The sequence below is a fragment of the Streptomyces sp. NPDC042364 genome, assembly GCF_056437585.1.
On record NZ_JBWKAJ010000001.1, the window covers coordinates 295615 to 318640 of the forward strand.

Consider the following 23026-nt stretch of genomic DNA (forward strand, 5'->3'; position numbering starts at 1 on the left):
GCGCTCAGGAGTTCAGCGGCTCCTTGGCGGGGGTGGTCCCTCCGGGGAGCACCGCCCGGCGCGGGCGCGGGACCGTGCCCCGCCACAGCTCCAGGGCGGCGACCAGGGTGGCCAGCACCAGCAAGCCGTTGCGGACGAAGAGGAGGGTGATGCCCAGCCAGTCGCTCATGACCACATGGGCGAACCAGAGGGGGAACTCCAGCACGGTCACGAAGGACGCCATCAGGACCAGGGCGGCGGGCCACAGCATGCGACCGGCCCGGAAGCAGAGGCAGACGGCCGCGAGACCCACCAGCCACACCATGTACTGCGGGCTGATCACCCTGCTGGTCGTCGTGAACATCAGCACCGCGGTGAACGCGGCGTCCGCGAGGGTGTGCGGGGCGAACCGCCGGGCCCGCACCCGCCACAGCAGAAGCCAGGCGAAGGCCACCCCGCTGAGCAGCAGGGCGGCGTTGCTCACGAGGTCGACATGGGCGCCGAGGAACTCCACGGAGCCGTAGTTGAGCATTACCTGGCCGTCCCAGCCGAAGTGCCGGGCGACGTGGAAGACGAGGGCGCCCAGCGACTCCACCTCGGTGCCCCGGTCGCGCTGGAAGGTCAGGAACGCGAAGGCGCCGGGCATGGCGGCGGCGAGGACGAGCGAGAGGCCCGCCGCCGTGGCCGCCGCGGAGAGCCATGCCGTGCGGCCGCGGGCCCCCAGGAGCAGCAGCACCGGCCACACCTTCAGCAGGGCCGCGAAGGCCGTGAGCGCACCCATCACCCGCGGACGGCGACTGCCGGCGAGGAGCGCGGCGACCGCCACCGCCGTCACCATCACGTCGTAACGGGCGTACACCGTCGGGCCGATCAGCGGCAGACCCACCGCCCACACCCAGGCGCCGCGCCGGGTCCGGCCCGGCCGGCCGCCGGTGTACAGGAGCAGGGCGAGCACCGCCAGGTCGGCGAGGAAGGCGAGGACGAAGAACGCGGAGGCGTACTCCAGGAAGGGCAGCAGCGCGGGGGAGAGGATCGCGAGGGCGGCGGCCGGCGGGTACTGCCACGTCACGTCGTCCAGGGGGTACGTTCCGGTGCGCAGGGTGCCGTACCAGCCCTGGTAGATGACCGACACGTCGGTGGTGACGTCCGGGCCGGGGAACACCCACACCTTGAAGACGAACAGCAGCAGGACCAGCCTGGTCGCGCCCCAGACCGCGATCAGGCCGAACGAGGGCCGTCGTGTGCCCGCCATGTCCACCTGAGCCATTCCGATGCCCCTGTCCGAAGTGCCGCGGCGCCCGGCGTGTCGTTTCCGCGCGGGGTCCCCCCCACGATTCTGCGGGGTGGGGCCACATGATCTCCCGTCGGGCTGTGAGACGACGGCGAAGCCCGGCCGGATCCCGTGAGAACCGCCTCGCGGCGGCGGCCCCGAGCCGGTTCGGTAGGGTCGGCGGCGATGCACAAGACCCTGATCGTGACCAACGACTTCCCGCCCCGGCCCGGCGGCATCCAGGCGTTCCTGCACAACATGGCGCTGCGGCTGGACCCCGAGAAGGTCGTCGTCTACGCCTCGACCTGGAAGCGGAGCCGGGAGGGCGTCGAGGCGACCGCCGCCTTCGACGCCGAGCAGCCCTTCACCGTCGTACGCGACCGCACCACGATGCTGCTGCCGACGCCCGGCGCCACGCGGACGGCCGTGCGGCTGCTGCGCGAGCACGGCTGCACCTCGGTGTGGTTCGGGGCGGCGGCCCCGCTCGGCCTGATGGCCCCGGCGCTGCGCAAAGCGGGCGCCCGCCGGCTGGTCGCCACCACGCACGGGCACGAGGCGGGCTGGGCGCAGCTGCCCGCCGCCCGGCAGCTGCTGCGGCGGATCGGCGAGGGCACGGACACGATCACCTACCTCGGCGAGTACACGCGCTCCCGGATCGCCACGGCGCTCACCCCCGAGGCCGCCGGACGTATGGTCCAGCTGCCGCCCGGTGTGGACGAGAAGACCTTCCACCCGGGCTCCGGCGGCGACGAGGTCCGCGCCCGGCTCGGGCTCACCGACCGGCCGGTGGTGGTGTGCGTCTCCCGGCTGGTGCCCCGCAAGGGCCAGGACACCCTGATCCGGGCGATGCCGGCCATCCTCGCCAAGGAGCCGGACGCGGTGCTGCTGATCGTCGGCGGCGGGCCGCACGAGAAGGAGCTGCGCCGGCTGGCCGAGGAGACCGGGGTCGCCGGGTCGGTCCGCTTCACCGGCGCCGTCCCCTGGTCCGAACTGCCCGCCCACTACGGCGCGGGCGACGTCTTCGCCATGCCGTGCCGCACGCGGCGGGGCGGACTGGACGTGGAGGGCCTCGGCATCGTCTATCTGGAGGCCTCCGCCACCGGCCTCCCCGTCGTCGCCGGTGACTCCGGCGGCGCCCCCGACGCCGTGCTCGACGGCGAGACCGGCTGGGTCGTCCGGGGCCGCCACCCGGAGGAGGTCGCGGACCGCGTCGTCACCCTGCTCGGCGACCCCGAGCTGCGTCGCCGTATGGGGGAGCGGGGACGGGAGTGGGTGGAGGAACGGTGGCGGTGGGACACGTTGGCCGAAAAGCTGGAGTTGTTGCTGTAGGGGCAAAAGGGGCATCCAGTATCTCTGGTGGGAATGGGGGCGTCCGCCGATCCTGTGTGCATGACAGAGAAACTGACGCAACATCACCTTTCTCGCCGCCGCCTCCTCGGACTGGCCGCCCTCCAGACGGCCGCCGCCCTCGGCCTCACCCGAGTCGGTCTCCAGTCGGCGCACGCCGCCGAACCCGACGCCGTCGACCACTCCCCGGCGATCGTGATCGGTTCGGGCTACGGCGCAGCCGTGGCCGCCCTGCGCCTCGGGCAGGCCGGCATCCGCACCGTCGTCCTGGAGATGGGCCGCCTGTGGAACACGGCCGGCCCGGACGGCAAGGTCTTCTGTTCGACCAGGGAACCGGACAGCAGGTCCATGTGGTTCAAGACCCGCACGGAGGCCCCGCTCTCCACGTTCCTCTGGCTGGACGTCGTCAACAGGGACATCAGCCCCTACCCCGGCGTCCTGGACCGGGTCCGCTACGCCGGCATGTCGGTCTTCCTGGGCCGCGGTGTCGGCGGCGGCTCCCTCGTCAACGGCAGCATGGCCGTCACCCCCCTCCAGTCGTACTTCGCCGAGCAGTTCCCCACCGTCGACACCGCCGAGATGTACGGCACGTACTTCCCGCGCGCCCGCGCCATGCTCGGCGTCAACACCGTCGACCCGGCGTGGTTCGAGTCCACCGAGTGGTACCGCTTCAGCCGGGTCTCCCGTGCCCACGCCCACAAGGCCGGGCTGCGGACCACCTTCGTGCCGAGCGTCTACGACTTCGGGTACATGCAGCGCGAGGCGGCCGGCACGGCGACGAAGTCGGCCCTCGCCGGGGAGGTCATCTACGGCAACAACCACGGCAAGAAGAGCCTCGACAAGACGTATCTCGCCGCCGCCCTCGGCACCGGCAACGTCACCGTCCACACCATGGAGCGGGCCAGGGGCATCCGCAGGGAGGGCGACGGGACGTACGTCGTCACCGTCGACCGCGTCGACGACACGGGCACGGTCGTCGAGACCAAGGAGTACGGCTGCACCTACCTCTTCCTCGGCGCGGGGAGCGTCGGCACCTCCGAACTCCTCGTCCGGGCACGGGCGAAGGGCACCCTGCCCGCGCTGAACGCGAGCGTCGGCTCCGGCTGGGGCACCAACGGCAACGTGATGCTCGGCCGCGCCAACCACCTCTGGGACACGGTCGGGGCGAACCAGTCGACCATGCCGGTGCTGGGCATCGACGACTGGGCCAACACAGCCAACCCCGTCTTCGCCGAGATAGCCCCGCTGCCCACCGGTCTTGAGCACTGGGTCAGCCTCTACCTCGCCCTCACCAAGAACCCCGAGCGCGCGTCGTTCACCTACGACGCCGCGAGCGACTCGGCGAAGCTCGGGTGGAGCGCCGCCCAGAGCGCGGTCTCCGTCTCCATGGCCAAGAAGCTCTTCGACCGGATCAACTCGGCCAACGGCACGATCTACCGGTACGACCTGTTCGGCTCGTCCAACAAGGTGTTCGCCGACGACTTCACCTACCACCCGCTGGGCGGTTGCGTGCTGGGGAAGGCGACGGACGACTACGGGAGGGTGAAGGGCTACTCGAAGCTCTACGTCACCGACGGCTCGCTGGTGCCCGGCTCGATCGGCGTCAACCCGTTCGTCACGATCACCGCGCTCGCCGAACGCACGATGGCGCGGGTCCTCACCGAGGACACCGCGCCATAGCCGCACATCCGGGGCGTCCTACTTCGCGTAGATCGCCTCGATCTCGTCCGCGAAGTCCTTCGCCACCACGTTTCGCTTGAGCTTCAGGGACGGCGTCAGGTGGCCCGAGTCCTCCGTGAACTGGGAGGAGAGAATGCGGAACTTCCGCACCGATTCCGCCTTCGACACCGCGGCGTTGCCGTCGTCGATCGCGGCCTGGATGGCCGCGTTCAGATCGGCGTCCGCGCTCAGCGACGCCGCGGTGGACCCCGCCGGCTTGCCGTGCTCGGCGGCCCAACGGCCCAGGAACTCCTCGTCGATGGTGACCAGCGCGCCCACGAACGGACGCCCGTCGCCGACCACCATGCACTCCGCGACCAGCGCGTGCGCCCGGATCCGGTCCTCGATCACGGCCGGGGCGACGTTCTTGCCGCCCGCGGTGACGATGATCTCCTTCTTGCGGCCGGTGATCCGGAGATAGCCGTCCTCGTCGAGGGTGCCGATGTCACCGGTGTGGAACCAGCCGTCGGCCAGCGCCTCCGCGGTCGCGCCCGGGTTGTTCCAGTACTCCTTGAACAGGTGGTCGCCGTGCAGCAGCACCTCCCCGTCGTCCGCGATGCGCACGACGGAACCCGGCAGCGGCTGCCCGACCGTACCGATCTTCTGCCGGTCCCAGGGGTTGAACGCCGTCGCCGCGCAGGACTCCGTCAGGCCGTACCCCTCCAGGACCGTGAAGCCGATGCCGCGGAAGAAGTGCCCGAGGCGCTCGCCCAGCGGGGCGCCGCCGGAGATCGCGTACTCGCCCTTGCCGCCGAGCACCGCCCGCAGCTTGCCGTAGACGAGCTTGTCGAACACCTTGTGCTTGATCTTCAGCCCGAGGGCCGGGCCCGACGGGGTGTCCAGCGCCTTGCTGTACGCGATCGCCGTGTCCGCCGCCCTGTCGAAGATCTTGCCCTTGCCGTCGGCCTGCGCCTTGGCCCGGGCGGAGTTGTAGACCTTCTCGAAGACCCGCGGCACACCGAGGATCAGCGTCGGCCGGAAGGAGGCCAGCTCGTCCGTGAGGTTCTTGATGTCCGGCACGGTGCCCAGCTTGATCGGCGCCATCATCGGCGCGATCTGCACCAGGCGGCCGAAGACATGCGCGAGCGGGAGGAAGAGCAGCACACTGCATTCGCCCGTGCGGAACAGGGGCCGCAGCCGCTCCACGACGTTGCCGCACTCGGCGAAGAAGCTGCGGTGGGTGAGGACGCAGCCCTTCGGGCGGCCCGTCGTGCCGGACGTGTAGACGATCGTCGCCGGGTCGTCCGCCTTCGCCAGCGAGCTGCGCTCCTCGACGGCCGCGTCGGTGACGTCCTGGCCGAGTCGCCCGAGCTCCTCGACGCCGCCGCCCTCGATCTGCCACACGTGCTTGAGCGCGGGCAGCCGGTGGCGCACCGACTCCACGGCGGCCGTGTGCGCGTCCAGCTCCACGATCATGGCGGTGGCGCCCGAGTCGGAGAGGATCCACTCCACCTGCTCCGGCGAACTGGTCTCGTACACCGGCACGGTGACCGCGCCGGCCGACCAGATGGCGAAGTCCAGCAGGGTCCACTCGTACCGCGTACGGGACATCAGGCCGACCCGGTCGCCCGGCTGCACTCCGGCGGCGATGAGCCCCTTCGCGGCCGCCCGTACCTCGGCGAGGAACCGGACCGCGTCGACGTCCTGCCAGACACCGTCCACCTTGCGGGCGATGACGGCGACATCGGGATGCTGCGCGGCGTTTCTGCGGACGATGTCGGTCAGGTTGCCGTCCGCAGGGACCTCGTACAAAGCCGGAAGGCTGAACTCGCGCAAGACTGCTGCTCCTCATAGGGCGCCGGCGCCACGACGTACGCGTGTGATGCGACGGTGCGGTCCAAGGCTGGGGCTAGTGCCCAGGTCCCACTTGGTTCCTCACTGGTTGAAAACCTGAGCACGACTGGACTGCCCGGACGTTACCCGCCGGTATGGCTTCTCCGCGAGGGGGGTGCGGGGAGATGTTTTCCGCGTCACACGTATGGGTTCTCCGGGAACAATAATCCCCACACTTACTGACTGGCCAGTAACCGCAGGTTCGATCGACTCTGTTCACCTATGCCGCACCCGCCTACGCTTGATCGTCATGGCACCCACACGAGGCGGCAACCGCGGGACGCGTATTCATGTGGTCAGTGACGTGCACGGCAACGCGCGCGACCTGGCCCGGGCCGGCGAGGGTGCCGACGCCCTGGTGTGCCTCGGCGACCTGGTCCTCTTCCTCGACTACGCCGACCACTCGCGCGGGATCTTCCCGGATCTCTTCGGCCCCGAGAACGCCACGCGGCTCGTCGAACTGCGCACCGCCCGGCGCTTCGAGGAGGCCCGCGAACTGGGCGCCCGGCTCTGGGCGGGCATCGGCCAGGACCGCTCCGCCGTGATCGAGAAGGCCGTGCGCAAGCAGTACGCCGAGCTGTTCGCGGCGTTCCCGGAACCGACGTACGCCACCTACGGCAATGTCGACATGCCGAGACTGTGGTCCGAGTACGCGGGCCGGGGCACGACCGTGCTGGACGGCGAGCGGGTGGAGATCGGGGGGTGGGTCTTCGGGTTCGTGGGCGGCGGACTGCGCACCCCCATGCGCACGCCGTACGAGATCGGCGACGAGGAGTACGCCGCGAAGATCGAGGCCGTGGGAGAGGTGGACGTGCTGTGCACCCACATCCCGCCCGAAGTGCCCGAGCTGGTGTACGACACGGTCGCGCGCAGGTTCGAGCGGGGGAGCCGGGCGCTGCTGGAGGCGATCCGCCGGACCCGGCCGCGGTATTCGCTGTTCGGGCACGTCCACCAGCCGCTGGCGCGGCGGATGCGGATCGGGGCGACCGAGTGCGTCAACGTGGGGCACTTCGCCGGGAGCGGTAAGCCATGGGCGTTGGAGTGGTGAGTCCGCACGCGCGGTAGCCTTCACGCTGCACATACGTGCGCACCCACCTCCCTCACCGGACCGTCTCTGGAGGAGCCACGGCGATGGCGGAATTCACCAGTTCGAGCATCACGATCGAGGCTGCGGCGGCCGATGTCATGGGAGTGATCGCCGACTTCGCCCGCTACCCGGACTGGACGGGTGAGGTGAAGGAGGCGGAGGTCCTGAAGACCGACGACCAGGGGCGCGCCGAGCAGGTGCGGCTCGTCATGGACGCCGGGGCGATCAAGGACGACCAGACACTGGCGTACACGTGGACCGGGGCGAACGAGGTGTCCTGGACGCTGGTCAGGTCGCAGATGCTGCGCTCGCTCGACGGGACGTACATCCTCAAGCCGGTGAGTGACTCGGTGACCGAGGTGACGTACCAGCTGACCGTGGACGTGAAGATCCCGATGCTCGGGATGATCAAGCGGAAGGCCGAGAAGGTCATCATCGACCGGGCGCTGGCCGGGCTGAAGAAGCGGGTGGAGTCGGGAGCCTGAGCCGCCTGGCCACCCGCCCGCCCCGCCACGGTGACAAGGGTGCCGTTCGAGCGCCCAACGGGGCGGCGGGGCGCGTGTGTTCGCGGTCGCGGGTGGGCGCGGTGGCACCCGGTTCGCGCGGTGAGCGGAATCCCCGCCCCCGCCCCGGTGGGTTACCGTTCAGCCCCATGCGCACCATCCTGATCACCGGGCAAGGCGGCAGTGGCCGTACGACGGTCGCCGCGGCCACGGCGGTGGCGGCGGCTCGGGAGGGCTGCCGCACGCTCGTGCTGAGCGCCGACCGGACGGACAGCCTCGGGGCGGTGCTGGGCACCCCCACCGGCGCGGAGCCCGTGCGGGTCGGCCCGGAGCTCACCGCGTGGCGGCCCGACGCCGCCGCCGGCTTCCGCGAGGACCTCGTCGCCTTCCAGGAGCGCGCCGCCTCCGTGCTGGACCTGCTGGGGGCGGGCCGGCTGGACGCCGAGGAACTCACCCCGCTGCCCGGCGCCGAGGAGCTGGCCCTCCTGCGCGCGCTCCGCGACGCCGCGCTGTCCGAGGCGTACGACCTGCTCGTCGTCGATCTGCCGCCTGCCCCGCAGGCGCTCGCGCTGCTCGCCCTGCCGGAGGAACTGCGCCGCTACCTGCGGCGGTTGCTGCCTGCCGAACGCCAGGCGGCCCGCGCCCTGCGACCGGTGCTCGGCCGGCTGGCCGGGGTGCCGATGCCCGCGGAGTGGCTGTACGAGACGGCCGGCCGCTGGGACGTCGAGCTGGCCGCCGTCGCCGCGGTCGTCGACGACCCGGACACGACCGTGCGACTGGTCGCCGAGCCCGGCCCGGCCGGCGACGACCACATCCGGGTCGCGAGCGTGGGCCTCGCCCTGCGCGGCCTCCCCGTGGACGCGCTGGTCGCCAACCGGGTCCTGCCCGAGGACACCTCGGACACCTGGCTCGCGGGCCTCGTCGCCCAGCAGGACAAGACGCTGTCGGAGTGGCGGGCCACCCACCCCGTGCGGGAGGTCGCCCACCTCGGCCGCGACCCGCGCGGCACCGACGACCTCACCGCCCTCGACGTACCCCCTGCGGGTGACAGGCCCGCCCCGGTCGAGTGGCCCGTCACCGACCGGCTCGCCGACGACGGCGTGCTCGTCTGGCACATCCCGCTGCCCGGCGCCACACGCGACGAACTGGACCTCATCCGACGCGGCGACGAGCTGGTCGTCACCGCCGGGCAGTTCCGGCGCATCGTGCCGCTGCCCTCGGCGCTGCGCCGCTGCACGGTCGACGGGGCCGCCCTGCGGGACGGCGAGCTGAGGATCCGCTTCGCACCGGACCCCCGCTTGTGGCCCCGGACCCGGTGAACCGCATACCCCCGTTCGGGTAACGTCGAAGGTACGAAACGTAGGCAGGAGTCCGCCATGAGCGAAGAGCGCCCCACGTCCGATGCCGCTCGTCAGGACGCGGCCGGCCAGGCCGGTGCGGACGAGTACGAGGTGCGGGCGACGGACGCCGACGCCTGGGCCACCGCGTGCGAGGAGGACCTCGCCGCGGAGAAGGCCCGCCGCCGCGCGCAGTACGGGCCGCCGCCGGGCTCGGCCGCCGAGGAGCTGCGCAAGCTGGTCGACACCGTCGCCGACAAGCTGTCCGGACTCCAGTCACCGCTGCTCGGCGCGGTGGCGGGGGGAGCGGCCCAGCAGATGGTGAGCCAGGTCGTCCGGCAGGCCAGGGCCGCCGTCGAACCCGTCATCGAACGCAACCCGGACGTCTTCGACCACCTCGCCGCCGCCGGCAACGAACTCCTCGCCGCGTACCGCTCCGCCGTCGAGGCCCAGGAACGCCGCTGGACCACCCGTGACACCGCCCACCGGGAACACCGCGACGAGGACGACGGCCCGGGCCCCGGGGAACGCATCGACCTGGACTGACGCAGGGCTGTCCGCCCGGCGGACGACGGGAGCCCCGGTGCTGGGCCCTCGGGTACGGTTGGCCGTAGCGGGGCTCGACCGAAACTGAGGGATTCATGGGACTCACCATCGGCGTCGACATCGGCGGTACCAAGATCGCGGCCGGTGTGGTCGACGAGGAAGGCAACATCCTCTCGACCCACAAGGTGCCGACCCCGGGTACGCCCGAGGCGATCGTGGACGCCATCGCCGCCGCCGTCGAGGGCGCGCGAGCCGGACACGAGATCGTCGGTGTCGGCATCGGCGCTGCCGGTTACGTCGACCGCCAGCGCTCCACGGTCTACTTCGCCCCCAACATCGACTGGCGCAACGAGCCGTTGAAGGAGAAGGTCGAGGCCCGCGTGGGCCTGCCCGTCGTCGTCGAGAACGACGCCAACGCGGCCGCGTGGGGCGAGTACAAGTTCGGCGCGGGCAAGGGCCACCGCAACGTCATCTGCATCACTCTCGGCACCGGCCTCGGCGGCGGCATCATCATCGGCAACAAGCTGCGCCGTGGGCACTACGGCGTGGCCGCCGAGTTCGGCCACATCCGGATGGTGCCCGACGGCCTGCTGTGCGGCTGCGGCAGCCAGGGCTGCTGGGAGCAGTACGCGTCGGGGCGTGCGCTGGTGAGATACGCCAAGCAGCGCGCCAACGCCACCCCCGAGAACGCCGAGATCCTTCTCGGCCTCGGCGACGGCAGCCCCGACGGCATCGAGGGCAAGCACATCTCCATGGCCGCCCGCCAGGGCGACCCCGTCGCCGTCGACTCCTACCGTGAGCTGGCCCGCTGGGCCGGCGCCGGTCTCGCCGACCTCGCCTCCCTCTTCGACCCGTCGGCGTTCATCGTGGGCGGCGGACTGTCCGACGAGGGCGAGCTGGTCCTCGACCCCATCCGCAAGTCGTACAAGCGCTGGCTGGTCGGCGGCAACTGGCGCCCGGTCGCCCAGGTCATCGCCGCCCGGCTGGGCAACGAGGCCGGGCTGGTGGGCGCGGCCGACCTGGCGAGAGAACCCGACCCGATCATGTGACACGCGGTCGGCGGCGGCCCCGCGCCCCGGAAGGGGCGCGGGGCCGTATCCATGTGCGGCTCCGCCGCGTGGGCGCGACGAGCCACGAACCACCCGCGGCCCCAAACGGACAAATACCCCCGAGTGCTCGGCGTATCTTGATCCCCATGGCGACGAACCCGCTGCCCAACTCCCGCACGAACCCCGACGGTTCGGCGACCGTCCGCGTCCTCAGCTACAACATCCGCTCCATGCGGGACGATACCGACGCCCTCGCCCGAGTGATCAGGGCCTGCGCCCCCGACCTGGTCCTCGTCCAGGAGGCCCCCCGCTTCTTCCGCTGGCGCAAGAAGCTCGCGCGGCTGGCCGCGGCCTGTGACCTCGTCACCCTCTCCGGCGGTGCCACCGCCTCGGGTCCTGCCCTGCTGTGCGGTCTGCGGGCCACCGTCGAACACACCGAGGACGTCCTGCTGCCCCTCACGCCCGGCCTGCACCGACGGGGCTTCGCCACGGCGGTGGTCCGCTTCGGCCGCGCCCGCCTCGGTGTCCTGTCCTGCCATCTCTCCCTGCAGAAGGACGAGCGGTACGAGCAGGGCGGCATGCTCCTCGACCGGCTGGCCGCCATGGGCGTCGAGCACGCCGTCGCGGGCGGCGACCTCAACGAACGCCCGGAGGGCCGCACCTTCCGGCGCCTGGCCGGCGCACTCCAGGACTGCTGGGCCACCGCGCCCTGGGGCGGCGAGTACACCTCCACCCCGGTCGATCCCCATCAGCGCATCGACGCCGTCCTGGCCACGCCCGGCATCGAGGTCCTCGGCTGCGGTGTGCCGGCCGGCCTGCCGGGGATCAGCCGGGACGACCTGAGGGCGGCGACGGACCACCTTCCGGTGCTTGCCGCCCTCACCGTACCCGCCGCGTCGTCCTGAGAGTCGTCCCGCGATCCCCGGCGGGCGCGCGACGCCGGGGATCGCGGGACGACCCTCAGCCGACGGCCACCGCCGGCGTCCCTTCCGGTCCGGGACACCCCGACGCCCGGCGGCAGCCCGAGCGCCGCGTACGCCGCCGGGCTCAGGAGAACGCTCCGAGGGCGGGCCCTCGTACGCCGGCGGGGCTCAGACGACCGCGCCCCGCCCCGGATCGTCGTCGTCCTCGCCGTCGGACTTCATCCGCATCACCAGCGTGGCGAAACCGCCGAGGAAGCCGCCGATGCCGAGGGTGGTCAGCCACCAGGTCATGTCCCAGCCGAGCAGCACGGCGAGCAGCAGCAGGACCGGGCCGCCGACCACGCCCAGCCAGGCGAACTTGGCGGTCGCGTCGGCCTCCGGCAGCGGCGGCGGCTCCGGCGGCACGAAGTGGCCCTCGTCGTCCTCGTCCTCGTCCCCGTCGTCGTCCTCGGCGGTGTCCTCACCCACCGGGTCGGACACCGTGTAGTCCCGTGGACCGGCGCCCACGCCGGGCGCGAACGCGACCGAGCTGCCCAGTGGCTTCGGGGCCGCCGGTCCGGCACTGTCGGCGGAGCCGCCGGCGGACGTGTCCGAGGGCTCCTCCGGGTCGGCCTCCAGCAGCGCCAGGTCCTCCACGGAACGGAACGGCTTGGCGCCCGGCGGGTCCGGCGGCTCCTCACCGAACCCGGCGACGATGGCCCGCCAGGCGGCGTCCTCGTCGAACGGCACCTGCTGCTCCTCGCCCGCCGGGTCACCGGACGCGGCACCCGAGCCGCCCGAACCCGATCCGCCCGAGCCCGATCCGCGCGAGTCACCGTGGCGCTCGCCGAGCGGCGCGCCCTTCTCCTCCGGCTCACGCTCGGAGTCGTGCTCAGCCACCAGTGGCCGTCCCTTCCCTCTGCTCCTCGGATCCCGCGCCGAACCGCTCCGCGGACCCCGACCCGGACTGCTGTACGGATTCCGTCCCGGACTCCTTCACCGGTTCCGTCCCGGAATCCCCGCCGGACTCCGCCCCGGTCCCCTCGGCGTCGTCCGGCGCTCCGCCCCCGACGACGCGGGTGACGAACGCCAGACTCTCCTCGAAAACGCGGTCCGCGTCGTGGTCCAACGTCGCGACGTGGTGGCTGTGTTCCAGCAGGATCTCGGTGACGTCCGTGGACGACACCCGGCCGAGCACGCGCGCGGAGTCGGCGGCGGGCACCACATGGTCCCGTGTACTGCGCAGCAGCAGCAACGGCTGGGTCACCTGGGGCAGTTCACCGTCGACCAGGCGCAGGAAGGTCCGCAGGGAGTGCGCCGCGTGCAGGGGCACCTTGTCGTACCCCAGCTCCGTGACGCCCTCCTTGGCGATGTCGTCGGTGATCCCCCTGGTGGCGGGGACGAGGTGCCGGAGCACGGGGAGAGCGCGGGCCGCCAGGCCGTGCACCTCGTTCGCCGGGTTGACGAGCACGACGCCGTCGACCGCGTCCCCGTGCTTCGCGGCCAGCCGCAGCGCCAGCGCGCCGCCCATGGACAGCCCGGCCACGAAGACCCGCGCACAGCGCTCGCGCAGGGCGCGCAGCTCGCGGTCCACCTCCGCGTACCAGTCCTGCCAGCCGGTGATCCGCAGGTCCTCCCAGCGGGTGCCATGCCCCGGCAGCAGGGGAAGGACGACGGTCAGGTCGTGCTCGGCGAGGTACTGGGCCCAGGGGCGCAGCGACTGCGGGGAACCGGTGAAGCCGTGACAGAGGAGGACTCCGACCTGCCCGCCCTCATGGCGGTAGGGCTCGGCTCCGGGGAGGACCGGCACGGTTCGGTCTCCTGTTCATGAGAAGGGTGTGAAACGAGTCCGGTGTGGTTCACCGTACGCGACCGCACTGACACCGACCAGGGGCTTCGGTCGGCCGGGAAGCCGTGGAGGGCGGGGCGCCGGGCTCCACGTCAGTCGTCCGGGTTAAGGTCTGATCCTCAGAACACAGAGAGGCACTCGGTTGTTGTACGGCGCGATGAAGGTCGCCATCGGGGGACCGCTCAAGGTCACCTTCCGGCCCTGGGTGGAGGGCCTGGAGAACATTCCGGCCGAGGGCGCGGCGATCCTGGCGAGCAACCACCTCTCGTTCTCCGACTCGTTCTTCCTGCCCGCGGTCCTCGACCGCAAGGTCACCTTCATCGCGAAGGCCGAGTACTTCACGACCCCCGGGGTGAAGGGCAAGCTCACGGCGGCCTTCTTCAAGGGCGTGGGCCAGCTGCCGGTGGACCGCTCCGGCGCGCGCGGCGCGGGCGAGGCCGCCATCAAGAGCGGCATCCAGGTCCTCGAACGCGGTGAGCTGTTCGGTATCTACCCCGAGGGCACCCGCTCGCCCGACGGCCGTCTCTACCGGGGCAAGCCCGGCGGCCTCGCCCGCGTGGCCCTCGCCACGGGGGCGCCCGTCATCCCCGTCGCGATGATCGACACCGAGAAGATCCAGCCGCCCGGCAAGGTCCTGCCGAAGGTGATGCGGCCCGGCATCCGGATCGGCAAGCCCCTCGACTTCAGCCGCTACCAGGGCATGGAGCACGACCGCTTCGTCCTGCGGGCGCTGACCGACGAGGTCATGTACGAGATCATGAAGCTCTCGGGCCAGGAGTACGTCGACATCTACGCGACCGCCGCCAAGCGGCAGATCGCGGAGGCGGCCAAGGCGGAGAAGGAGGCCGACAAGGCCGCCAAGGCCGCCCTCGCCAAGGCCGAGAAGGACCAGGCGGTCAAGGAGCAGGCCGAGAAGTCCGCCGCGGACCGGGACCGGCCGGCTTCGTAGCGGTCGCGTTCCCGGATACGGTCGCGTCCGGACGACGCGTCCGTCGTGGGTGGGGTGGGGGTCGGGCACATGCCGAAGCGCGAGAGAGTCATGAGGATGTCGGTCGAGCAGCCGCTGTGGCGCGCGCTCACCGGCTACCGGGTCCTGACCGTGATCTACGCGGTCGGCCTCTTCGTCAGCGCGTACGGCGAGTTCCAGCGGCCCTGGCTCGCGATCGCCTACTTCGTGGTGCTGGCCGGCTGGACCCTGGCGACCCTGCCCAAGGTCGCCGGCGCGGCCGGCTGCACCAAGCGGTTCCTCGCCGCCGACCTCACCGTCGCGGTCGTCGGCATCCTGCTCACCCGGCTCGCCGACTCACCGGCGCGGATCGAGGCCGGCGGTCCGACGCTGCCGTCGATCTGGACCGCGGGCGCCGTCCTGGCCTTCGCCATCAAGGGCGGCTGGCGGTGGGCGGCCTTCGCCTCCACCCTCGTCGCCGTCGCCAACCTGGTCCAGCGCGGCGCCCCCACCCGCGACACCGTCCACAACGTGCTGCTGGTGTGGGTCGCCTCCATCGCGATCGGCTACGTCGTCGAGGTCGCCCGCGCCTCCGAGCGCACCCTGGCCCGCGCGCTGGAGATCGAGGCCGCCACCCGGGAGCGGGAGCGCCTCGCCCGCGACATCCACGACAGCGTGCTCCAGGTCCTCGCCATGGTCCAGCGGCGCGGCACCGCCCTCGGCGGTGAGGCCGCGGAGCTGGGCCGGATGGCCGGCGAGCAGGAGGTCGCGCTGCGCACCCTGGTCTCCGGGGGCCTCGTACCGGTCTCACGGATCTCGGAGGACGCGGCCGAGGGAGCGCTCGTCCGGGCCGTGGACGAGCCGGACGCGACGGAGTCCGACGACGGCCCGGTGGACCTGCGCTCCCTCCTCGCCCCCTACGCCGGGGCGAGGATCACCCTGTCCGAGCCGGGCGGCCCGGTGGAGCTGCCCCCGCACTCCGCACGGGAGCTGGCCGCCGCGGTCGGCGCCGCCCTGGACAATGTGCGCCGGCACGCGGGCGCGGAGGCAAGGGCCTGGATCCTGGTCGAGGACTGGCCGGACGAGGTCGTCGTCACCGTACGGGACGACGGCCCCGGCATTCCCGAGGGGCGGCTCGCCCAGGCCGAGGGCGAGGGGCGGCTCGGGGTGGCCCTGTCCATCCGGGGGCGGCTGCGCGACATCGGCGGCACGGCCGAGCTGATCTCGGTGCCGGGACAGGGCACGGAAGTCGAACTGAAGGTACCCAGGGCCTCGGAAGCACCGAAGGACACACGGGGGAAGGCGGAGACACGGTGACGGAGCACAACGTGCTGGACGGGCAGGAGCGGCCGGGCGTCGACGGGCGGGAGCGGCCGGGCGACGCGATCAGGGTCATGGTGGTCGACGACCATCCCATGTGGCGCGACGCCGTCGCCCGCGACCTGACCGAGTCCGGCTTCGACGTGGTCGCCACGGCGGGCGACGGAGAGCAGGCGGTGCGCCGCGCCAAGGCGGCCGCGCCCGACGTCCTCGTACTCGACCTCAACCTGCCCGCGAAGCCCGGCGTCCAGGTCTGCAAGGAGCTGGTCGGCGCCAACCCGGCCCTGCGCGTGCTGGTGCTGTCGGCGAGCGGCGAACACGCGGACGTGCTGGAGGCGGTGAAGTCCGGTGCCACGGGCTATCTGCTGAAGTCCGCCTCGACCGAGGAACTGATCGACGCCGTACGCCGCACCGCCGTCGGCGACCCCGTCTTCACCCCCGGCCTCGCCGGTCTCGTCCTCGGCGAGTACCGCCGACTCGCCTCCGAGCCGGGCCCCGCCAAGGGCGCCGACGAGCCCAAGGCGCCGCAGCTCACCGACCGCGAGACCGAGGTGCTCCGCCTCGTCGCCAAGGGCCTGAGCTACAAGCAGATCGCCGAACGCCTCGTCATCTCGCACCGCACGGTCCAGAACCACGTCCAGAACACCCTCGGCAAGCTCCAGCTCCACAACCGGGTGGAGCTCGTCCGGTACGCCATCGAACGCGGCCTCGACGACGAGTAGACCGCCGTACCCGTCGCCGGTCTCACCCGAATGGATCGGCAAATGCGGCGATAAGCCAATCCGAGGAGTAAACCAACCACCCGACAATTCACCGGAATTGCCCTTACCCGGTCACACCGAAGTGACCTGCGTCACCACTACGGTGCTGCGGAAGGCTTACGGCAACCGCGGTGAAGGGACATTTCCATGCGGGTCGGAGTACTGACCGGAGGCGGCGACTGCCCCGGGCTCAACGCCGTCATCCGGGGCATCGTCCGCAAGGGCGTTCAGGAGTACGGCTACGACTTCGTCGGCTTCCGGGACGGCTGGCGGGGTCCGCTCGAGAACGACACCGTCCGCCTCGACATCCCCGCCGTGCGCGGCATCCTGCCCCGCGGCGGCACGATCCTCGGCTCCTCGCGCACCAACCCGCTCAAGGAGGACGGCGGCATCCGCCGCATCAAGGACAACCTCGCCAAGCAGGAGGTCGAGGCGCTCGTCGCCATCGGCGGCGAGGACACGCTGGGCGTGGCCGCGCGGCTGTCGGACGAGTACGGCGTGCCCTGCGTGGGCGTCCCGAAGACCATCGACAACGACCTGTCGGCCACGGACTACACCTTCGGTTTCGACACGGCCGTGGGGATCGCCACCGAGGCGATCGACCGGCTGCACACCACGGCCGAGTCCCATATGCGCGTCCTGGTAGTGGAGGTGATGGGCCGTCATGCCGGTTGGATCGCCATCCACTCCGGCCTGGCCGGCGGGGCCAACGTCATCCTGATCCCCGAGCGGCGCTTCGACATCGACCAGGTGTGCTCCTGGGTGACGTCCCGCTTCAAGGCCTCGTACGCCCCGATCGTGGTCGTGGCGGAGGGGGCGATGCCGAAGGACGGCCAGATGGTCCTGAAGGACGAGTCCCTGGACTCCTTCGGGCACGTGCGGCTGTCCGGGGTCGGCGAATGGCTGGCCAAGGAGATCGAGAAGCGCACGGGCAAGGAGGCCCGCACGACCGTCCTCGGCCATGTCCAGCGCGGCGGCACCCCCAGCGCCTTCGACCGCTGGCTCGCCACCCGTCTCGGGCTCCACGCCATCGACGCCGTCCGCGACGGCGACTTCGGCACGATGGTCGCCCTGCGCGGCACCGACATCGTGCGCGTCCCCATCGCCGACGCCACGGCCCGGCTGAAGACGGTGGATCCCGCGCTGTACGCGGAGGTGGGGGTCTTCTTCGGCTGAGCGGGCCAGAACCCGGGGGCTCGCGTGTCGTCGGCGGGTGCGGGTGGTGCGTGGTCTCCCGCACGGTTCCCCGCGCCCCTGAAGGGACGGGCCTGCGGCCCGCCCCAGCCCCCGCCCCCGGCCAACGACGCTTACCGCGCCCGAAGGGACCGCAGCCCCGCCACCAGTTCCCGGACCACGGCCACCCCGTCCAGCGTCAGCACCGACTCCGGATGGAACTGCACCCCCGCGAACCCGGGCCCCCGCAGCGCGTGCACCTCCCCGGTGCCGCCGCGGCTGACCTCCACCCCGTGCGCGGCCAGCTCCCCGGCCGTCCCGTCGTCGCAGCGCGCCACGAAGCTGTTGTAGAAGCCGACGACCTCCTCCCGCCCGAACAGGTCGATCGACGTCTGCGCCCCCTGGTACGGCACCTCCTTGCGCACGATCTCCAGCCCCAGCTCCGCCGCGATCAGCTCGTGGCCGAGACACACCCCGAGCACCCCGTACGGGTGGTCCCGGATCACCTCGGCGGTCAGCTCCCGCAGGAACCGCATCTTGGGGTCGTCCGCGTCCCCCGGATCGCCGGGCCCCGGGCCCAGCACGACCACCCCGGTGTGCCCGAGGACGGCCTCCCGCAGCCCCGGCTCGTCGTACCGCCGTACCGTCACCTCCAGCCCCGACGACCGCAGCAGATGCGCGAGCATCGCGGTGAACGTGTCCTCCGCGTCCACCACCAGCGCGTGCCCCGTCAGCTCGGCCGTGCGCTCCTGCATCCGCAGCCAGAACGGCGCCAGCGAGGCCCGCCGCCCGTCCAGCGCCGCCCGCACCCGGGGGTCCTCCGCGAGCCCCGGCCGCACCCGCTCCCGCTCCGGCCGCCCGGGCCGCACCCCCAGCGCCGCCAGCACCCCGGCCGCCTTGGCATGCGTCTCGGCGACCTCGCCGGCCGGATCGGACCCCCGCACCAGCGTCGCCCCGACCGGCACCCTCAGTCCGCCGTCGGCCGCGATGTCGGCGGTCCTGATGAGGATCGGCGAGTCCAGGGTCTGCGCCCCGCCCTCGTCCCGCCCCACCAGCGCCAGCGCCCCCGCGTAGTAGCCGCGCCCGCCCACCTCGTGCCGCTCGATGACGCGGCAGGCGTTCTGCACGGGTGATCCGGTGACCGTCGCCGCGAACATGGTCTCCCTCAGGACCTCCCGCACGTCCAGCGAGGAGCGCCCGCGCAGCTCGTACTCGGTGTGCGCGAGGTGCGCCATCTCCTTCAGCCGGGGCCCGACCACCACCCCGCCCATGTCACCGACCGTGCACATCATCTTGAGCTCCTCGTCGACGACCATCGACAGCTCCTCGATCTCCTTGCCGTCGGCGAGGAAGGCCAGCAGGTCCTCCGGCGTCGGCCCGCCGGCCGGATAGCGGTACGTGCCGCTGATCGGGTTCATCACGACCGTCCCGCCGGACATCCGGACATGCACCTCGGGGCTCGCCCCGACCAGGGTCCGGTCTCCGGTGTGCACGACGAACGTCCAGTACGCGCCCCGCTCGCCCTCCAGCAGCCGCCGGAACAGCGCCAGCGCGTCGGCGCGGCCGAAGCCGGGGACCGTGCCCTCGTACGTCCGCCGGATCACGAAGTTGGCGCCCTCGCCCCGCCCGATCTCCTCACGCAGCACCCGGCCGACGATCTGCGCGTACTCCTCGTCGCCGACGTCGAAGCCGCCTTCCTCGACCCGCACGTCGTGCGCGGGCAACTGGGCGAGGGCCCGCTCCAGCGGCAGCTCGTACGACTCCTCCGGTACCAGCACCGACAGGGGCGTGCCGTCGTCGCGGACGTCGAAGCCGCGTTCGCGGATCTGCCGGAACGGGACGAGGGCCAGCCCCTCGTCGGGGAGGTCCGCGAGCCGCTCGCAGGTGGTGACCGGGCCGATCAGCACCTCCACGGTGTCGTGGTCGTGGAGGCCGGGCGTGCGGCGGCGCAGCAGCGCGAACGGTCGGGGGTCGTGCAGGAGTCGAGCCAGGTCCATCGGGTTCTCCTCGTGGCTGATCGATGCGTGATCGGTGCGGTGATCGAGGAGGGACGGCCCGGCGGTGGAAACACGGAAGGCCGCCCCTCGGGCGGCCTTCGCGAAGTCGTGCCTACGCGCAGTCAGCGGGCCGCCGGATGAGCGGTCCACCACCAGTTCTGGTTCGAGTGCGCGAACATGCGCCGCACCCTACCGGAGCCGGTACGGTGGCGCCACGGGCCGCGCCCGCGGGCCCCGTCCCGATCGAGCGGGGTCCGTCTCACTTGATGAGCAGGGGGATGGACGCCCGACACGACCCCGTAATGTGGACGTCGTGACCGTGAACGCTAAGTCCAGCGCGAGCGCTGGCAACACCTGGCGAGACCTGCCCGCGGCGCAGCAGCCCGAGTACCCCGACCCCGAGGCTCTGCGCGCAGTCGTTGCGGAGCTCGAGTCGTATCCGCCGCTCGTCTTCGCGGGCGAGTGCGACCAGCTGCGCGCCCGGATGGCGTCCGTCGCCAAGGGAGAGGCGTTCCTCCTCCAGGGCGGCGACTGCGCCGAGGCATTCGACGCCGTCTCGGCGGACCACATCCGCAACAAGCTGAAGACGCTCCTCCAGATGGGCGCCGTCCTCACGTACGCGGCCTCCGTGCCGGTCGTGAAGGTGGGCCGCATCGCCGGCCAGTACTCCAAGCCGCGCTCCAAGCCGACCGAGACCCGCGACGGCGTGACGCTCCCCACCTACCGGGGCGACTCCGTCAACGGCTTCGACTTCACCGAGGCGGCCCGCATCCCGGACCCCGAGCGCCTGAAGCGGATGTACCACGCCTCCGCCTCCACGCTGAACCTGGTCCGCGCCTTCACCACCGGCGGCTACGCCGACCTGCGCCAGGTGCACGCCTGGAACCAGGACTTCGTGAGGTCGTCCCCGTCCGGCCAGCGTTACGAGCAGCTCGCCCGCGAGATCGACAACGCGCTGAACTTCATGCACGCCTGCGGGGCCGACCCCGAGGAGTTCCGCACCGTCGAGTTCTTCTCCTCGCACGAGGCGCTGCTGCTCGACTACGAGTCGGCGCTGACCCGCGTGGACTCGCGCACGGGGCAGCTGTACGACGTCTCCGCGCACATGGTGTGGATCGGTGAGCGCACCCGCCAGCCGGACCACGCGCACATCGAGTTCGCCTCGAAGATCCGCAACCCGATCGGGATCAAGCTCGGCCCCACGACCACGGCCGAGGACGCGCTGCAGTACATCGAGCGCCTCGACCCCGACCGCGAGCCCGGCCGGCTGACCTTCATCGTCCGCATGGGCGCGGACAAGGTCCGCGACAAGCTCCCCGAGCTGGTCGAGAAGGTCACGGCCTCCGGCGCGACCGTGGCCTGGGTGACCGACCCGATGCACGGCAACACCTTCGAGGCGGCCTCCGGCCACAAGACCCGCCGCTTCGACGACGTGCTCGACGAGGTCAAGGGCTTCTTCGAGGTCCACAAGTCCCTGGGCACCCACCCGGGCGGCATCCACGTGGAGCTCACGGGCGACGACGTGACCGAGTGCGTGGGCGGCGGCGACGAGATCTTCGTCGACGACCTCCACCAGCGCTACGAGACCGCCTGCGATCCCCGGCTCAACCGCAGCCAGTCGCTCGACCTGGCGTTCCTGGTCGCGGAGCTGTACCGGGACTAGTAGCAGATCAACAGTCGGTGTGCCTGTTACGCGGGCATGACGTGGGGCGCGGATCACATACGATCCGCGCCCCACTCCACTTTTCCGCTTCCCGGCCGCCGGGTAAGGTTAGGTTAGCCTCACCGATCAATCGGGACGGCGTTACGAATCGATCCCGGCGGGAGGTGGACCGCGTGTTCGTCTGCAGTTGCTTCGGCGTCACCGAGCAGCAGGTCAAGAAGCACGCGGCGGACGGCGCATGCACCCCCCGGCAGATCGCGTCGGCCTGCAAGGCGGGTACGGACTGCGGTTCGTGCGTCCGCCGTATCCAGGCGATCCTGGGCCGGGGCGCGTGCCCGCGCCGCGAGTCGGCCGACCAGGGGCAGCCGGCCTTCGCCGACGCGCGGGAACTCGAAGAGGCCGCTTAGCCCGTCCGGCGCGGTCCTCGGTGAGGGCTCAGCCCTCCGGCTGCTCGATCAGCTGCGCGATGTAGAGCGCCTCGCCGAGCTTCTCCAGCAGCTCCAGCTGGGTGTCCAGGTAGTCGATGTGGTGCTCCTCGTCGGCCAGGATCGACTCGAAGATGTTGGCGGACGTGATGTCGCCCTTGGCCCGCATCACCTCGATGCCGCGCTTGAGGCGGTCGATCGCCTCGACCTCGATCTGCCGGTCCGCCTCGAACATCTCCTTCACCGTCTGGCCGACGCGGACGTGGAACAGCCGCTGGTAGTTCGGCAGGCCGTCCAGGAACAGGATCCGGTCGGTGAGTACCTCCGCGTGCTTCATCTCGTCGAACGACTCGTGCCGCGTGTACTTCGCGAGCTTGGTCCAGCCGAAGTTCTCCTGCATCTTCGCGTGCAGGAAGTACTGGTTGATCGCGGTCAGCTCGGCGGTCAGCTGCTCGTTGAGGAATTCGATGACCTCGGGGTCGCCCTGCATCGCAGAGGCTCCTTCCAAGCGGGGAACTGGGAGGTTGCGTCGCGATGATCGCACCGGCGTTGCAGATCGTCCAGTAAGTGCAAGCTTAGTAAGTTAGCCCAGCCTTAGTCCGTTATGTCCGAGTCCGGTGGGGGCTGGTCATGTGCACCACTCGGGGTCTGTCAGGATGGAGTCATGGGTCAGCCGGTGGGACGCGAGTCGGGAGATCGCGCATCTGAGAACGCGGCACAGCCGCAGCTTCCGCCGGGACAGCGACTCCAGCGCGGCTGGCCGGTCACACACTACGGCCCCGTACCCAAGTTCCGCCCGGAGCGGTGGGACTTCCGGGTCTTCGGCGCCACCGCGGACCGCGAGAAGCGCAGCTGGACGCACGACGAGTTCACGGCACTGCCGTACGCCTCGGTCATGGCCGATCTGCACTGCGTGACGAAGTTCAGCATGGTCGGCGCGGAGTGGGGCGGCATCCCCGCCCGGACGATCCTGGAGATCGCGCCGCCGGCCGCCGAGGTCACCCATGTGATGGTGTGGGCCGAGTACGGCTTCAGCTCCAATCTCCGGCTCACCGACTTCGCCTCGGACCGCACGATCTTCGCCACCCACAAGGACGGGGAACTCCTCACGGCCGAGCACGGCTTCCCCCTCCGGCTCATCGTGCCCCACCTCTACGCCTGGAAGGGCCCCAAATGGGTCCGGGGCATCGAGTACATGACCGCCGACCGGCGGGGCTTCTGGGAAGAGCGCGGCTACCACAACATCGGCGACCCGTGGCGCGAGCAGCGCTACTCCTACCAGGAGGAGCCGGGGGAGGGCCCCGAACTCTGACCGGGCGG

Annotated in this window: 22 protein-coding genes; 15 read left to right on the forward strand and 7 right to left on the reverse strand. The window is 71.6% G+C overall.

The features are described from left to right. Positions 1–4: 4 nt before the first annotated feature. Positions 5–1246: a glycosyltransferase 87 family protein gene (locus AC067N_RS01225; RefSeq protein WP_478676786.1), complete on the reverse strand. Its 1242-nt coding sequence runs from the start codon at positions 1244–1246 to the stop codon at positions 5–7. A 189-nt stretch (positions 1247–1435) separates the two neighbouring features. Here AC067N_RS01225 and AC067N_RS01230 point away from each other — a divergent pair, with 189 nt between their 5' ends. After that, on the forward strand, positions 1436–2578 hold the full coding sequence (locus tag AC067N_RS01230) for a glycosyltransferase family 4 protein (protein WP_478676787.1): 1143 nt from the start codon (positions 1436–1438) through the stop codon (positions 2576–2578). Between the two features lie 60 nt (positions 2579–2638). Further along, complete coding sequence (locus tag AC067N_RS01235; protein ID WP_478676788.1) at positions 2639–4276, forward strand: GMC oxidoreductase; 1638 nt, start codon at positions 2639–2641, stop codon at positions 4274–4276. A gap of 18 nt (positions 4277–4294) precedes the next feature. Here AC067N_RS01235 and AC067N_RS01240 read toward each other — a convergent pair whose 3' ends face one another. Then, positions 4295–6091 (reverse strand): AMP-dependent synthetase/ligase, encoded by a 1797-nt coding sequence (locus AC067N_RS01240; protein ID WP_478676789.1) that lies wholly within the window; start codon positions 6089–6091, stop codon positions 4295–4297. Positions 6092–6398: 307 nt separating this feature from the next. On the opposite strand from AC067N_RS01240, the gene AC067N_RS01245 reads away from it, so the two are divergent. The 6 genes from AC067N_RS01245 to AC067N_RS01270 all read left to right on the forward strand — a co-directional run bounded on the left by AC067N_RS01245 (position 6399) and on the right by AC067N_RS01270 (position 11575). After that, positions 6399–7196, forward strand: coding sequence for a metallophosphoesterase family protein (locus AC067N_RS01245; protein WP_478676790.1), 798 nt, complete (start codon positions 6399–6401; stop codon positions 7194–7196). An 83-nt stretch (positions 7197–7279) separates the two neighbouring features. Continuing rightward, positions 7280–7720 (forward strand): SRPBCC family protein, encoded by a 441-nt coding sequence (locus AC067N_RS01250; RefSeq protein ID WP_478676791.1) that lies wholly within the window; start codon positions 7280–7282, stop codon positions 7718–7720. Positions 7721–7887: 167 nt separating this feature from the next. Continuing rightward, positions 7888–9057, forward strand: coding sequence for an ArsA family ATPase (locus tag AC067N_RS01255; RefSeq protein WP_478676792.1), 1170 nt, complete (start codon positions 7888–7890; stop codon positions 9055–9057). Between the two features lie 57 nt (positions 9058–9114). Next, a complete protein-coding gene (locus AC067N_RS01260; protein ID WP_478676793.1) occupies positions 9115–9621 on the forward strand; it encodes a DUF5304 domain-containing protein in 507 nt (168 codons plus the stop codon). A gap of 95 nt (positions 9622–9716) precedes the next feature. Next, positions 9717–10670, forward strand: coding sequence for an ROK family glucokinase (locus tag AC067N_RS01265; protein ID WP_478676794.1), 954 nt, complete (start codon positions 9717–9719; stop codon positions 10668–10670). Between the two features lie 146 nt (positions 10671–10816). Next, the gene (locus tag AC067N_RS01270; RefSeq protein WP_478676795.1) at positions 10817–11575 is read left to right on the forward strand and encodes an endonuclease/exonuclease/phosphatase family protein; all 759 of its coding nucleotides are present in this window, start codon (positions 10817–10819) and stop codon (positions 11573–11575) included. 186 nt (positions 11576–11761) lie between these two features. Here AC067N_RS01270 and AC067N_RS01275 read toward each other — a convergent pair whose 3' ends face one another. Both AC067N_RS01275 and AC067N_RS01280 read right to left on the reverse strand, forming a co-directional pair. Next, positions 11762–12472 carry a hypothetical protein gene (locus AC067N_RS01275; protein WP_478676796.1) on the reverse strand — a complete coding sequence of 237 codons (711 nt, stop codon included), beginning with the start codon at positions 12470–12472 and terminating at the stop codon, positions 11762–11764. After that, positions 12465–13382, reverse strand: coding sequence for an alpha/beta hydrolase (locus AC067N_RS01280; protein WP_478676797.1), 918 nt, complete (start codon positions 13380–13382; stop codon positions 12465–12467). Before AC067N_RS01280 ends, AC067N_RS01275 begins: the two co-directional genes overlap by 8 nt. Before the next feature lie 196 nt (positions 13383–13578). Here AC067N_RS01280 and AC067N_RS01285 point away from each other — a divergent pair, with 196 nt between their 5' ends. The 4 genes from AC067N_RS01285 (at position 13579) to AC067N_RS01300 (ending at position 17624) form a co-directional block, all read left to right on the forward strand. Beyond that, positions 13579–14370 carry a lysophospholipid acyltransferase family protein gene (locus AC067N_RS01285; RefSeq protein ID WP_478676798.1) on the forward strand — a complete coding sequence of 264 codons (792 nt, stop codon included), beginning with the start codon at positions 13579–13581 and terminating at the stop codon, positions 14368–14370. 69 nt (positions 14371–14439) lie between these two features. Further along, the gene (gene macS, locus AC067N_RS01290; RefSeq protein ID WP_478676799.1) at positions 14440–15684 is read left to right on the forward strand and encodes a MacS family sensor histidine kinase; all 1245 of its coding nucleotides are present in this window, start codon (positions 14440–14442) and stop codon (positions 15682–15684) included. Positions 15685–15761: 77 nt separating this feature from the next. Continuing rightward, positions 15762–16409 (forward strand): response regulator, encoded by a 648-nt coding sequence (locus AC067N_RS01295; RefSeq protein WP_478677170.1) that lies wholly within the window; start codon positions 15762–15764, stop codon positions 16407–16409. Positions 16410–16595: 186 nt separating this feature from the next. Next, positions 16596–17624, forward strand: coding sequence for a 6-phosphofructokinase (locus AC067N_RS01300; RefSeq protein ID WP_478676800.1), 1029 nt, complete (start codon positions 16596–16598; stop codon positions 17622–17624). A gap of 131 nt (positions 17625–17755) precedes the next feature. Here the strand turns inward: AC067N_RS01300 and AC067N_RS01305 are convergent, their stop codons facing one another. Together AC067N_RS01305 and AC067N_RS01310 are read right to left on the reverse strand one after the other, a co-directional pair. Beyond that, entirely contained in the window at positions 17756–19618 is a 1863-nt protein-coding gene (locus AC067N_RS01305; RefSeq protein WP_478676801.1) for an anthranilate synthase family protein, read from the reverse strand. Between the two features lie 122 nt (positions 19619–19740). Next, positions 19741–19797, reverse strand: a complete 57-nt coding sequence (locus AC067N_RS01310; RefSeq protein WP_351867684.1) for a trp operon leader peptide — start codon at positions 19795–19797, stop codon at positions 19741–19743. Positions 19798–19931: 134 nt separating this feature from the next. On the opposite strand from AC067N_RS01310, the gene AC067N_RS01315 reads away from it, so the two are divergent. Further along, complete coding sequence (locus tag AC067N_RS01315; RefSeq protein WP_478676802.1) at positions 19932–21281, forward strand: class II 3-deoxy-7-phosphoheptulonate synthase; 1350 nt, start codon at positions 19932–19934, stop codon at positions 21279–21281. 164 nt (positions 21282–21445) lie between these two features. Then, entirely contained in the window at positions 21446–21688 is a 243-nt protein-coding gene (locus AC067N_RS01320; protein ID WP_478676803.1) for a (2Fe-2S)-binding protein, read from the forward strand. A 28-nt stretch (positions 21689–21716) separates the two neighbouring features. On the opposite strand, the gene bfr is transcribed toward AC067N_RS01320, so the two are convergent. Next, positions 21717–22196 (reverse strand): bacterioferritin, encoded by a 480-nt coding sequence (gene bfr, locus AC067N_RS01325; RefSeq protein WP_478676804.1) that lies wholly within the window; start codon positions 22194–22196, stop codon positions 21717–21719. 174 nt (positions 22197–22370) lie between these two features. On the opposite strand from bfr, the gene AC067N_RS01330 reads away from it, so the two are divergent. After that, entirely contained in the window at positions 22371–23018 is a 648-nt protein-coding gene (locus AC067N_RS01330) for a sulfite oxidase-like oxidoreductase (RefSeq protein ID WP_478676805.1), read from the forward strand. Positions 23019–23026: the final 8 nt, after the last annotated feature.